Source organism: Mesorhizobium sp. AR07, from assembly GCF_024746815.1.
In the GTDB taxonomy this organism is placed as follows: Bacteria; Pseudomonadota; Alphaproteobacteria; order Rhizobiales; family Rhizobiaceae; genus Mesorhizobium.
The window spans coordinates 262,067-275,618 of the sequence record NZ_CP080528.1 but is presented as its reverse complement, the minus strand read 5'-3'; the positions used below and the strand labels follow the sequence as shown (position 1 = coordinate 275,618).

At 60.9% G+C, this 13,552-nt stretch carries 6 protein-coding genes and 3 pseudogenes; 7 read left to right on the top strand and 2 right to left on the bottom strand.

From position 1 onward, the window contains the following. Positions 1-100: 100 nt before the first annotated feature. Positions 101-595 (bottom strand): annotated as a pseudogene (locus tag BPNPMPFG_RS37460) (IS6 family transposase); the annotation flags it as partial. 506 nt (positions 596-1,101) lie between these two features. Between BPNPMPFG_RS37460 and BPNPMPFG_RS37455 the strand changes: the two are divergent. Beyond that, complete coding sequence (locus tag BPNPMPFG_RS37455) at positions 1,102-3,861, top strand: Ulp1 family isopeptidase (protein WP_258598859.1); 2,760 nt, start codon at positions 1,102-1,104, stop codon at positions 3,859-3,861. A 202-nt stretch (positions 3,862-4,063) separates the two neighbouring features. Then, a pseudogene (locus tag BPNPMPFG_RS37450) lies at positions 4,064-4,252 on the top strand (IS5/IS1182 family transposase); the annotation flags it as partial. Between the two features lie 5 nt (positions 4,253-4,257). Here BPNPMPFG_RS37450 and BPNPMPFG_RS37445 read toward each other — a convergent pair. Further along, complete coding sequence (locus BPNPMPFG_RS37445) at positions 4,258-4,959, bottom strand: IS6 family transposase (protein WP_183455459.1); 702 nt, start codon at positions 4,957-4,959, stop codon at positions 4,258-4,260. A 71-nt stretch (positions 4,960-5,030) separates the two neighbouring features. On the opposite strand from BPNPMPFG_RS37445, the pseudogene BPNPMPFG_RS37440 reads away from it, so the two are divergent. The 5 genes and pseudogenes from BPNPMPFG_RS37440 to BPNPMPFG_RS37420 all read left to right on the top strand — a co-directional run. Continuing rightward, positions 5,031-5,630 (top strand): annotated as a pseudogene (locus tag BPNPMPFG_RS37440) (IS66 family transposase); the annotation flags it as partial. Positions 5,631-6,245: 615 nt separating this feature from the next. Then, positions 6,246-9,578 (top strand): autotransporter serine protease, encoded by a 3,333-nt coding sequence (locus BPNPMPFG_RS37435; protein WP_258598858.1) that lies wholly within the window; start codon positions 6,246-6,248, stop codon positions 9,576-9,578. A gap of 185 nt (positions 9,579-9,763) precedes the next feature. Beyond that, on the top strand, positions 9,764-10,465 hold the full coding sequence (locus BPNPMPFG_RS37430; protein WP_258598857.1) for an IS6 family transposase: 702 nt from the start codon (positions 9,764-9,766) through the stop codon (positions 10,463-10,465). Positions 10,466-10,598: 133 nt separating this feature from the next. Then, positions 10,599-11,315: an IS6 family transposase gene (locus BPNPMPFG_RS37425; protein ID WP_258599082.1), complete on the top strand. Its 717-nt coding sequence runs from the start codon at positions 10,599-10,601 to the stop codon at positions 11,313-11,315. 131 nt (positions 11,316-11,446) lie between these two features. After that, positions 11,447-13,552 carry an ATP-binding protein gene (locus BPNPMPFG_RS37420; RefSeq protein ID WP_258598855.1) on the top strand — a complete coding sequence of 702 codons (2,106 nt, stop codon included), beginning with the start codon at positions 11,447-11,449 and terminating at the stop codon, positions 13,550-13,552.

The window sequence follows — 13,552 nt, the reverse complement described above, 5'->3', positions numbered from 1 at the left end:
TTTTTTCACGGTCCGCTGAGAAGTCTTCAGCCTAAACATGACTATTGTGGTTCGCCTGTCGTATTTCCGAACGCCATTGCACGGTAGAGTGACCGAACCTCAGGCCCTTGTGCGAGCGATGCTCGACGCCTGGCATGATCTCCCGCTTCGCCGCACCGTAGGATCGAAGCTTGTCGGTGATCATCACACGCGGCGAACGGCCTTGCCCTTTCAGAAGCTTTCGCATCAAGCGCTTTGCCGCCTTGGCATTGCGACGGCTTTGCACCAACACGTCGAGAACAAACCCGTCCTGATCAACGGCGCGCCAAAGCCAGTGTTTCTTTCCACCGATGGTGATGACAACCTCATCGAGATGCCATTTGTCGCCGAGCTTGCCGGCCGATCGCTTCCGGATATCATTGGCAAAGTGTCTGCCAAATTTCTCAGCCCAAAGTCGCACGGTCTGGTGAGAGACGATGACGCCACGAGCTGCCAGCATATCCTCGACCATCCGCAGGCTGAGCGGAAACCGGAAATAGAGCCAAACGGCATGGGCAATCACCTGCGCCGGAAATCGGTGGCGACGATAAAGAGGATCACGGGAAAATCTGGTCATGCCGCCAGATCCCACATTTTGATCGATGCCCGGTTAACGTTACGGTGCCGCAAAAGGTGCAGGGAAATTCGCGGTTACCGCTTTAGGATTCACCGGGCGCGAAACCAGCCTCTGACATGGCAATGATCTGATCCGTCCATAATCTGTCGACATACCGCCATATCCCATATGCATTGGACAGATCGATTGACATCACTGCTAGTGTGAAACCAAGCCATCTGCCTCACATCTCGCCGCAATCCAAATCACCAGATCAGTGATGGCGAAGTTTGGTACACTGCTGTCAACTTGCGCATCGGGAGGTTGGGGTTAGGATATAGAGCGAGGAGTGCAAATGGATCCGTGAGAAACCCGCTAGATCGCCGCCTAACGAGGTGACAGCCATGCAGCCCGACCAACCCGGCCCCCGGATGGACCGCTCTTTCCTTATCGAGCAGGCAAGGGCGCAGGTCACTGGATCGATTTGAGCTGCGACAGGGATCACCGAAGAAACAGGAAATAGCGTGATGATCCCAAAGAACGGTGACAGTCAGGCGACGTGGGCTTTCCTGCAGGCCATGACGGGGCTCAATCCATCGCCCGCGGACCCGGATAGCACGATCAGACTGGCCATCCTTCCAGACAACGTTGCAGCGACGGACGAGGGGGTGGCAGGCGGAACATATCCGCAAACCGACGCGCATCCGCGGCAAGACCTCTCGTTGGACGAGGCTCGGGCATTGGAGGAGATGGAGCAGTATCTGGAGCTCTCGCCGCAGCCCCTCGCTGGGCCAATCGACAGCACTCCAGGGTTTCCCGCCGTCGACAGCGGAGCGAGTGAGAGAGCGGAGGACTATTCTGGACAGGCATGGCGGATGGTCGAGCAGGTCCGGGGAGACCGGCCCCCAGCGAGCCCGGACGAACACGATGCGCCTATTCACGCCGGCAGCCTTGTTCTGCCGGCGGACGAGGGGGTGGCAGGCGGAACATATCCGCAAACCGACGCGCATCCGCGGCAAGACCTCTCGTTGGACGAGGCTCGGGCATTGGAGGAGATGGAGCGGTTTCTGGAGCTCTCGCCGCAGCCCCTCGCTGGGCCAATCGACAGCACTCCAGGGTTTCCCGCCGTCGACGGCGGAGCGAGTGAGAGAGCGGAGGACTACGAGCAGGCCCTGGGCATCCTCAGGAAGCACTTGCCGAAGACGATGTGGGGGATGGCGGAGTCTTGGCTCGCCGAGGGGGAGGAGGACTATTCTGGACAGGCATGGCGGATGGTCGAGCAGGTTCGGGGAGATCCGTTCCCAGCGAGTCTGGACGAACACGATGCGCTCACCCAGGCCGATCGCCCTCAAATCTCTGCCAGCGCGGCATTGGAGGCCGATCTGACGGTTTCGGGGCTGGCGCACGAGCAACCAGCCATCCTGAACGAGACGATGGGGCCACGCGATCGGGCGGGGGCGAAGCGCGGGAGGCCGGCCACCGAACATGAAGAAGACGGCAGGGCGGCCAAGCTGCGGCAATTGAAGGTCCCGCAACCTGTGGCCGGCGCCACCGACTGGCTGGGCGACGAGCACATCAAGACGGACTACGATTGTCTTGCCAAGGAACTGAGGCAGACCTACCCAAGGTTAGCCGCCCAGACCAGGTTTGTATCGCCCGCGGTCGTCGCGGCGCTGCGCAGTCTCGAGGGAGAACCTCTGCAGACGGAACTGGGAGGGCTTAATCTCAACGACGCCGGGCAAGTGGCACGGTTCCTGTTTTTGCCGGTGAGCAATGCCAATGGTGTTAGCGCCGGGACGCACTGGTCGCTCCTGTTCGTCGACCGCAGACATCCCCAGGGTCCGCGGGCCTATCATTACGATTCAAAGAAGAGCTCTGCGCAGCTCGAAAATGCACACCGGCTCGCCCGCAAGTTTGGGGCGACAGCGCGGGAAGGGGAGATGGCGCAGCAGAGCAACGGATATGACTGCGGTGTTTTCGTGCTTGAGGCCACGCACGAACTGGTGACCAGGCTGGCGAACAGCCAGCCGCCAGAGGGCGCATCGCTGGATCATCGAAGCGTTGTCGCCGATCGTACGGCGTTACTGGCGCGGCACGGGGCGCGACCGGCAATCGCCTTTCCCTCCGATGAGAAGATGGACGACGGTCCCGACCTGGACGCGATCGCGGCGGCGACGCCGCGGCAGCCGGGGCAGAGCAAGGGAGCCTGGGCGGACGCGCTGAAGGCGGCCCATCCCGATCTCAGCGCCGCGGATGCCGCCATAATCGTCCGGGCCACAAAGAGCGATATCGCCAGGAGGGCGGCGTTCCAGACGGTGTCGGCCCAGGACCAGGCGAGGCTGGCCGCGATCGCGGCGGCGACGCCGCGGCAGCCGGGGCAGAGCAACGGCGCCTGGGCGGACGCGCTGAAGGCGGCCCATCCCGATCTCAGCGCCGCGGATGCCGCCATAATCGTCGGGGCCACAAAGCGCGAGATCGTCAGGAGGGCGGCGTTCAAGGCGGTGTCGGCCCAGGACCAGGCGAGGCTGTACGCGATCGCGGCGGCAACGCCGCGGCAGCCGGGGCAGAGCAACGCAGCCTGGGCGGACGCGCTGAAGGCGGCCCATCCCGATCTCAGCGCCGCGGATGCCGCCATAATCGTCGGCGGCACAAAGGACGAGATCGTCAGGAGGGCGGCGTTCAAGGCGGTGTCGGCCCAGGACGAGGTGGGGCTGGCCGCGATCGCGGCGGCGACGCCGCGGCAGCCGGGGCAGAGCAACGGCGCCTGGGCGGACGCGCTGAAGGCGGCCCATCCCGATCTCAGCGCCGCGGATGCCGCCATAATCGTCGGGGCCACAAAGGGCAATATCGCCAGGAGGGCGGCGTTCAAGGCGGTGTCGGCCCAGGACCAGGCGAGGCTGAACGCGATCGCGGCGGCGACGCCGCGATCGCCGCGGCAGAAAAAGGGAGCCTGGGCGGACGCGCTGAAGGCGGCCCATCCCGAACTCAGCGCCGCGGATGCCGCAAAAATCGTCGGGGCCACAAAGGACGAGATCGCCAGTCGGGGGGCGTTCAAGGCGGTGTCGGCCCAGGACCAGGCGAGGCTGAACGCGATCGCGGCGGCGACGCCGCGATCGCCGCGGCAGAAAAAGGGACCCTGGGCGGACGCGCTGAAGGCGGCCCATCCCGATCTCAGCGCCGCGGATGCCGCCATAATCGTCCGGGCCACAAAGAGCGAGATCGCCAAGAGGGCGGCGTTCAAGGCGGTGTCGGCTCAGCTCAGGATGATTAACACCACCCTGCGATGATCAAGCCAGACATCACCGGAGCCGCGCGCCATGCCGGCCATCTCGGGCGCGTCAAGCGCCGTATCCGGTCAGTGCTCGGCTTCAAATCACCAGCATCTGCCGCGATCTCCTGAACGGCATCGAAAGAGCGTTGGTGCATGGATCCTTTGTCAACGGTTTGGCGATAGGCAGGCAGGATCGAAATCAGCTTGATGCGAGTGCCATGCCGTACAAACACAACGCAGATCGTCGTCATCACGTCGGAAAGATGAAATTCAGGGTGACGAATTGGCGTGACTACGAAGCAGGTCTGCGCCGGCGTGGTAGCCTGACCTTATGGGTAACGCCGGAGGCACTGGCGGGGGTTCCGTTGCAAATTTTCATACCGGCACAGAAACTGAGGGGGCGGCAATAGCTTCACGCTGCGGCGATGATTTCAAACTGTTCAGCAATCGACGGATTTGGATTGTAGGCGTACCTCGCCTGCCGTTTGCGCATCATGTGGATCATCTCGACTCCAGCCAGTGTTGCAGTCGCGCTTGCGAATGACTTGAAACCGAGCATCGGCCGCACCCGGCGCTTGATACGCCGATGGTCCTGCTCGATGCGGTTGTTGAGATATCGGCTCTGGCGGATGCCAATCCGTTTGGGAGCGCGCCGGGAGGGACGGCGCAGTCGGTTTTCGGCATCGCACGAGACGAGCGCCTCGCGGTTGGTCTGGCTGCCGTCGATGACCACCCGCGCGGGCCGCCCATGGCGTTCAAGCGCTTTTCGGAAAAACCGTTTGGCCGCCAGCAGGTCCCGGTGTTCGCTGAACCAGAACTCGACGGTGTCGCCGGCGCTGTCGATCGCGCGATAGAGATACATCCACTTTCCGCGAACCTTGATATAGGTCTCGTCGACATGCCATTTTCTGGTCACCGCGCGCTTGCGTCGATTGAAACGCTCCAGCAGCCGAGGCGAGAAGTGAACGACCCAGCGGTGGATCGTCGAATGGTCGACGCCGATGCCGCGCTCCGCCATCATTTCCTTCAGGTCGCGCAGGCTCAGGCCATAGGCCAGATACCAGCGCACGCACAGCAGGATTACGGACTGGTCGAAATGGCGGCCCTTGAACATGAACAACTCTCCGGCAAAATGCCGGTCACCTATGACACGCCGGCCGTAAGCGAAAAGTTTGCAACGGAACCGCGATCCGCCACCACGGCTTTCTTGGCGATACCGTGGTCGTGTCCGATGATGCCGGCCAGTTCCGCATCGGCGACCATGCTCTGTGCTGGGTCCACGCCGAGCGGCTCGTCCACAAATTGATACCCGTGACCCCGGATCAACGTCAGGCCGTCGACATCATGCGCCAGTTGATCTGGTGGTTCTATCGCGACCTCAAGAGCTACCAGCGTGCTCCTTGTCCGCGCCACGCGGCGGCCCTGCGCGCCCGCTTCGAGCGCCTGTTCAAACGACGAACCGGCTACGTCATGCTCGACCGGCTTCTTGCCAGGCTGCATCGCCGCAAGCATGAACTCCTGCGCGTTCTCGATCGTCCCGAGATCCCACTCCACACCAATGGTTCGGAAAACGACATCCGCACCTTCGTCACCAAGCGCAAGATCTCCGGCGGAACCGTCAGCGAGGCAGGCAAGAACGCCCGCGACGTCCTGCTCGGCCTGATGAAGACCTGCATCAAGCTCGACGTCTCATTCTTCCGCTATCTCGGCGACCGCCTCGCCATACCAACACAAGAGTCGATTCCGCCGCTCCCGGATCTCGTTAGGCAAGCCGCTCAAGCCTGACTGCCCGGTAATCTGCCCCGGTTACGGTTGCCATTCCGTTTTGCGACAGAACCGATGCATGTCCACAATCCGACAGCGGCAGACAAAATCTCAGGTTCAAAACAAACATTGGTGTCAGGTTCATTACCACCGGCAATCTGTGCACTGTGGAGGTTTTTCAAAGCGAACCGGCGCTTACTGCGCGCTGAGCGCGTTGGCACAGGCTTTGCACATACAAGTGCGGCAACACTGAGTGAGGGTGACTGCACGATGGCCGATTCAGCACGTGGTTACTGTTTGGCGGCCGACCCTAAAGTTGATGAGAGAGACAGAATTGGCCGGGTTTGATGTGAACGGCGCAAAACCCACGTTCAACCTCCCAAATCGCCTGTCCGATCTCTTGAGCGCACGTGACGACGTCCGAAAGGCGGCGGCCTCCTCACCGCCCGCCGCCGCGCTCGGCTTTGAGGGTTTGGTGCCGCCGGTCAAGAACAACAGAGGACATAGGGAATGACGATGCAGACGGGTCGAGTTGTATGGGGAAGCAAAGGATCACGGCAATCTAGGCTGGCGTCCGCCGGAGCTATGCAGGTCAGAGCCGCGCCATGCCGTGCTCGTCTGGCCAGGCTTCGCTCCTTGCGCAGCGCCGCGGTGCTGTTGGTCGCGACCGCTTCGTCCGGGGCGTTGGCGCAGGAAACGCCGCCGTATGTCAATGCTGACGGAACCGGCACCTACGATCTACAGGCCGCCATGCAAAGCTGGCGCGATGACCCAGAATTCCAGGGCAATTGGGGACTGAAGGCAATGAACGCCGACGGTGCCTATGCTTTGGGCATTACCGGAAATGGGGTCAGAATTGGAGTGTTCGATTCCGGTATTCTGTCTAGTCACCAGGAGTTCGTGGGTGGTCGGCTTAATCTCATTTACGTCGAGGGGTTTTCCACGGAGGGCAAACCATTTGGGATGAGCGGCGAGTACAATCCGGAAATCAATGATGATCACGGAACTGGAATGACAGGGCTGATCGTCGCGAGCCGCGACAACAAAAAAATGCACGGCGTCGCTTTCGGTTCGCCCTTCTATGTTGCCAATACGGGCGGGCGTGACGATCTACAGCAGGGCTCCAACAATCCGGCCCTCGACTTCAACTTCTTCAAATCGACGTTCGATGCGCTCGGCAAAAAAAATGTAAGAGTGGTCAATGAGAGTTGGGGAAGCGATTCAGCTATTCTTTCGGAGAGACGTACAGGTAGCATTTCCGACTTGGTTTTTGCCTCCAGGAATTTCTGGAAGCTCCGGACGGGAGGAACCAAAACCTGGCTTGATGCAGCGGTCGATGGGTCCAGGCAGCATGGTTTTGTTCAGGTGGTCTCCAACGGCAACCATAGCAAGTCTGCTAATCCTGACTTGTTTGCCAGTCAGCCGTTTTTAAATCCGGATGTAGAAAGGAAGTGGTTGGCTGTTACCGGCTACGACGAAACAGGGAGCCAAGTCTATAATAAATGCGGCGTGGCAAAGTGGTGGTGTATCATGGGCCCCTCTGGCATGAGCTCGACCAAGACAGATGGCAACTACATGGACAATGCCAACGGCACATCGGCAGCTTCCCCCCACATTTCAGGGGCTCTTGCCCTTGTCATGAGCCGATATCGCTATATGAGCAACGAAGAGGCTGTCACAACACTGCTCACGACAGCTCAAAACAAGATTGCCGATCCGGATCGCGAAGTACCCAAACGTGGTGATAAGACCTTTGATTTTCTTACCGCGGTGAAGAATGGCGACAGTCGGATTCCGAATGAACTTGGCGGCTGGGGGCTTCCCGACCTGAAGAAGGCAATGGCCGGTCCCGGCCAGTTATTCGGTCATTTTGCGGCGGGCTTGCCGAAGGGAATGTCCGACACCTGGGCGAACGACATTTCCGATGAAGCGATCAGAGCGCGCAAGGATGACGATCTAAAAGAACAAGCAACTCTGCGCCAACTTCTACAAAGCGGCCAGGGGGAGAATGGTAAAGCATTCACCGAGGATGACAAAAAAAACCTGATGAATCTCATCGTCACTCGCGAGAAAGCGATGCAGACACGCGGCAAGGATCCGGTGACGGGCAAGACCTATGTTGACAGTCTGGAGAAGCTTGGCGACGGGCATCTCATTTTGACTGGGAAGAACACCTATGCGGGCAGCACTTGGGTACGCGGCGGCAAGCTGTCGGTGGATGGTTCGATCACCTCGACGGTGACGGTGGATGGCAGCGGCATTGGCAAAGAGGTTGAATACTATACGCCGAACGGCGACAAGCAGACCGAACAGGGCACGACCGGCGGGACGATTGGCGGCACCGGCACGATCGGTGGATTGATGGCAAAAGCGGGCGGGACGGTTGAGCCGGGCAGTGTGACGCAGCCGATCGGCACGCTTAAGGTTGGCGATGTGGGTGTTCGCTTTGAGAAAGGCTCGACCTATGCGGTTGAGGTCAATTCCCTCGGCGCAAGCGACCGGATCGAGACCACCGGCACGGTCACGGTCAATGGCGGCACGGTCAAGGTGCCGGCGGGATGGCTTTATAAGCCGGAGACCCGCTATCAGATCCTGACTGCGGCCGGGGGGATGAATGGTCAATTCGACAAAACGACCTCGGACCTTGCGTTTCTGGATCCGTCGCTTGATCACCGGACCCATGATGTCGGGCTGACATTGTCGCGCAACCAGGTGGCGCTGGCCTCGACGGCGGCAACGGCGAACGAGATGGCGGGTGCGGCGGCGCTGGAAAATGCCTTTCCCCTGACGCCGTCGCCGACATCACCCGGCCAAGCGACGCCGGCGGGAGAGCCTCAGGCGGACGCCACGCCAGAACTGGCGCTGGCGCCGCCATCGCCCACTGTACAGGCTCTGCCGGCGACCCCGCTCGATCCGCTGCTGCTTGCTGTTCTCAATTTGAGCAAGGCCTCGGCCGGCCACGCCTGGGCGCCGCTGTCCGGTGAGATTCATGCGACGGTTAAGGGTGCGCTGATAGGGGAGAGTTCTTATGCGCGCGATGCCGTGATGGAGCGTCTGCGTGCGGCGTTTGACGGGGTGGGGGCCTCATCCGTGCCTGTGATGGCCTATGGGCCGGACGGGGTGGAGCCGGTTTGCGCCGATACGCAACGGTTTGCTGTTTGGAGCCAGGCCTACGGCGCCTGGGGAACTGCCGACGGCGATGGCAATGCGGCCGGTTATCACCGCTCGGCGCGCGGCTTCTTGGCGGGCGGGGATGTCTTACTTGGCGATTGGCGGCTAGGCCTTGCGGGCGGTTATGGTCATTCCTCCTACGAGGTCGATGCGCGCGCCGCATCGGCCGAAGCGGACAATTACACGCTTGCCCTTTATGCCGGTACCCGAATCGAGGCGTTATCTTTGAATTTTGGGGCGGCGCATAGCTGGCATTCGATCGACACCGGCCGGGGGGTCGTGTTTCAAAGCTTTGCCGATAAGGTGACAGCCTCCTACGATGCCCGTTCGGCGCAGGCCTTCGGCGAGGCAGGCTATGAGCTGAGCTACGAGTTTGCCCGCTTCGAGCCCTTCGCCAATCTGGCGCATGTGCATCTCAAGACGGACGGCTACCGCGAGAAGGACACGAACGGCGCCGGGTTAACGAGCAGCAGCAGCAGCAGCGACGTGACGTACACCACGCTGGGGCTTCATGCCGGTAGCGACTTCGTCGTTGGCGGCATGGCCGTCAAGTCATATGGGACGCTTGGCTGGCGGCATGCCTTTGGCGATGTGGTGCCGCGGGCCGCGCATGGCTTCGCCGGCGGCCAGAACTTTGCGATCAGCGGCACGCCGGTCGCCAAGGACGCTGCCATCCTCGAGGTCGGGCTGGACTTCCGTCTGGCGGCCAATGCCAGTCTCGCGGTCTCTTATGAGGGTCAGATTGCGTCCTCCGTGCAAGAGCATGGCGTCACCGCAAAGCTTGGCGTGCGGTTCTGACAGAAGAGGAGGCGAAACATCGCCAAAGCCTTGTGAAGGATCGGCAGCAGCGGCGGCATTGCGCTCGGACGGCAGCGACCTTGCCGTCAAGGATCGACAGATGTGGCCGGCTTGAGGTGTCGCTTTGCAGTTAACGAGGTGGCGTTATCAACTTAACTTAGGGATTTGCGGCATAGATCGATGTCATGAACACCGCGATCGTCAGCTACAAGCGCCATCGTTTCCCGCCGCAGATCATCGCCCATGCAGTATGGCTCTACTACAGGTTCCCCTTGAGCCTGCGTCTGGTCGAGGAAATGCTGCTGGAGCGCGGGATCGTGGTTTCGTATGAGACAATCCGCCGGTGGGGCATCAAGTTCGGTCCGCATTACACTCGCCGCTTGCGCCGTAAGCAGCCCAGCCGAAACGATGTCTGGCACCTGGACGAGGTCGTCATCACCATCACCGGCAGGAAACACTGGTTGTGGCGCGCCGTCGACCAGGATGGCTATGTGCTCGACGAGATCGTCCAGAACCGCCGCAACACCAAGGCGGCCAAGCGCTGGCTGACGCGGCTGCTGAAGAAGCAAGGCGTCGCGCCGAAGCGCATGATCACCGACAAGCTGCGCTCCTATGGAGCAGCCAGGCGACAGGTGATGCCGGACGTCGAGCATCGGTCGCACAAGGGATTGAACAACCGGGCGGAGAATGCACATGTGCCGCTGCGAAAACGAGAGCGGATGATGCAAGGCTTCCGATCACCAGGAGCACTGCAACGCTTCGTTTCGATCTTCTCGGCTCTGCGCAATCTCTTCGTCCCGCCCCGCTCAAAACGCTCCGCTCTCGCTACACATATTCACCGCCTGCAGGCCATGGCGGAATGGACAGCCGTGGCCATGGTCAGCTGACATCAGCGGCCGCAGGTCTCAACGCGTGTATATGCAGACAACGTGACATCGCCGGCAGGACTTCGTCATCGCGGCAGTTTGACCGGCACCGTAACGTTAACCGGGCATCGATCAAAATGTGGGATCTGGCGGCATGACCAGATTTCCCCGTGATCCTCTTTATCGTCGCCACCGATTTCCGGCGCAGGTGATTGCCCATGCCGTTTGGCTCTATTTCCGGTTTCCGCTCAGCCTGCGGATGGTCGAGGATATGCTGGCAGCTCGTGGCGTCATCGTCTCTCACCAGACCGTGCGACTTTGGGCTGAGAAATTTGGCAGACACTTTGCCAATGATATCCGGAAGCGATCGGCCGGCAAGCTCGGCGACAAATGGCATCTCGATGAGGTTGTCATCACCATCGGTGGAAAGAAACACTGGCTTTGGCGCGCCGTTGATCAGGACGGGTTTGTTCTCGACGTGTTGGTGCAAAGCCGTCGCAATGCCAAGGCGGCAAAGCGCTTGATGCGAAAGCTTCTGAAAGGGCAAGGCCGTTCGCCGCGTGTGATGATCACCGACAAGCTTCGATCCTACGGTGCGGCGAAGCGGGAGATCATGCCAGGCGTCGAGCATCGCTCGCACAAGGGCCTGAACAATCGGGCGGAGAACTCTCATCAACCCGTCCGACGGCGGGAGAGGATCATGAAGCGCTTCAAGTCAGCGCGACATCTTCAGCGTTTCGTTTCCGTCCACGACCCGATCGCCCACCTCTTTAACGTTCCCCGCCACGATATTCCATCCACCCACCATCGAGAACTGCGAGCAACTGCCATGCAAGCATGGCGCCAAATCGCGCGACTTCACGCCGAATGAACCAAAGCCTCACTCCCAGATCTTGTTTTCACAGCGTTAAGTTTACGGTGCCGGATGGCGAAAAACGCGTACGCGAAAGCCTACTATCCTCGGTTCAGGGGGAAGTTGAAGCCCTGACCGGCGGGCGACGCATGGCCGAAATCGTCGCCGCATGTGAAGAAGAACTCTATAGCCTGGTTACGTCAACGCTGCGTCCCAAGAGCGGCGGTCTCTATGCGGCGGCGCTCGATGAGCGTGACAAACTGCTGAAAGAAGAGCTGCGCCTCAGCACCGAAGTTGCCGGTCTGCGCGATGCGCTCGACAAGCGGCGTATGGCGATGGCGCGTCTGTCCGAGCTTGAAAAGCCCGAAGAAGGCGCTATCCGGCGGGAGGGTATTTCGGCCGCCGAAGCCGCGGTCGAGGCCGCAAAATCGCACACCGAAGCCCTGAAAGCTGCTGAAGCGGAAGCTGCTCTGGCGGCAATTCACCACGACGCAGCGAAGCAGGCCCTCGATAGTTTTCGGACCGCGCTCAAACGAGCCGCGGATTTGCGCGAGCAGTCGACGATTGCGCAGCTTCGCCGCAGTGAGGTTCTCGATCGGCGCGCTTCTGCCATAGCCGAAAACGAACAAGCGATGGCCGAAGTTCAAGTAGCCGAACAGGAAGAACGCGAAGCTCGCGAACTGCTCGCGCGGCTGGATGCGACGCTCGCGGCGCGCGACGCATCCGAACAACTGGCCAGCCTACACAACCGGTTGAAACAAGCCGAAGTCGCCAGAACCCAGATCGAAGACGGAGAGGCAGCGCTAGCTATGCTGGCGGTGCCGGAACAGGCTGTCGAGCAGCTCCAAGCGCTCGAAATCGACCTTGCCGGCCTTCGTGCAGCCCAACTGGGAACCCTTCCGACGCTACGCATGGAATACCGGGACGGCGCCGCCGATTTGGTGACCATCGATGCCAAGCCTTTGGCCCATGCAGAAGATCAAAGCTTTGCTGGCACCTTGCGCATAGATATTGCCGGCATCGGAGCCTTGACCCTGCGCTCAAATCGGCCGCAGCAAGCCAACCGGAGCATCGAAGAAGCCGAAGCGAAGCGCCACAGCCTACTTGCGGCCCTTGGTGTCGACAGCCTCATGACGGCACGCCAGCGCCTGGTTGAAGCGCGCGACAAGGCCGCCGAACTGGGCTTGGCGCGCCAGCGGCTTGGCGATCTCGCGCCCAAGGGAATACAGCAATTGCACGAGGAGCTTGCCCGACTGAGTGCCCTCGCGGCCGGGGACCTCGAACTCAAAGTCGATTCGCAACAGATCCGGCAACATCATGCAGCAGCTCAGCAGCGTGTGGCGACAACACGCAACAACGTGCGCGAGGCCCTGCCCCTGCGCAGCCATGCCGACGAGGCTGTCATGGCCGCGGAGACTGCTTACGTGACCATCCAGGCGGAACTGACCAGCCTCGAGGTCATATTGGGACCTGATGCAGCACGCGAGGAAAAGGAGCGCTTGCTGCTCACCGAAGCCACCGCCCGACAAACTCTGCGCGAAGCGGCTGAAATGCGCGCTGCGCCCCTACGCGACGGCGCTCACGATCTCACCAGCGCCGAAGCCGTTCTGCGCCGTGCCCGCTCGGTTCAGGATGCAGCCACGCAGGAGGCAGGTCAGTTGCGCGTAACTCTTGCCGATCTCAATGGCCATATTCGCACTCGGTCCGACGACGCGGTGGAAGAAGCTTGGCGCGAGGCCGGAGAAAAATTGGAAGTCGCTGAAGAACGAGTGAGACGCTTCGAAAGCGAAAAGGCCGTCCTCGATAGGCTGCGCACGACGCTGGTCGCTGCGCGCTCAGCGGCACGCGATCTATATCTCAAACCGGTCATGTCCGAGCTGCGGCCGCTACTCAGACTGCTATTCGACGACATCTCCATAGTGTTCGATGAGAATACACTGTTGCCGCAGACCGTTCGTCGCAATGGTCAGGACGAGGATGTCGAGAGGTTGAGTGGCGGCATGCGAGAACAGCTTTCGGTTCTGACCCGGCTGGCTTTCGCCCGTCTGCTCGCCAGCGACGGCCGACCCACACCGGTTATCCTAGATGACGCGTTGGTCTATTCGGATGACGACCGCATTGAGCGCATGTTCGACGCTTTGCATCGTCAATCACGCGATCAGCAGATTCTCGTCTTCTCCTGCCGCCAACGCGCGTTCGCAAAACTTGGCGGAAACATTCTGCAGATGAGCGACTGGCAACCGGATCGGTCCTAA

What these genes read in the sequence shown, in the direction of transcription:
- BPNPMPFG_RS37455 (WP_258598859.1), top strand. Translation starts at nt 1,102, where the DNA reads ATGATCCCAAAGAACGGTGACAGTCAGGCGACGTGGGCTTTCCTGCAG.
- BPNPMPFG_RS37445 (WP_183455459.1), bottom strand. Translation starts at nt 4,959, where the DNA reads ATGTTCAAGGGCCGCCATTTCGACCAGTCCGTAATCCTGCTGTGCGTG.
- BPNPMPFG_RS37430 (WP_258598857.1), top strand. Translation starts at nt 9,764, where the DNA reads ATGAACACCGCGATCGTCAGCTACAAGCGCCATCGTTTCCCGCCGCAG.
- BPNPMPFG_RS37425 (WP_258599082.1), top strand. Translation starts at nt 10,599, where the DNA reads ATGACCAGATTTCCCCGTGATCCTCTTTATCGTCGCCACCGATTTCCG.
- BPNPMPFG_RS37420 (WP_258598855.1), top strand. Translation starts at nt 11,447, where the DNA reads ATGGCCGAAATCGTCGCCGCATGTGAAGAAGAACTCTATAGCCTGGTT.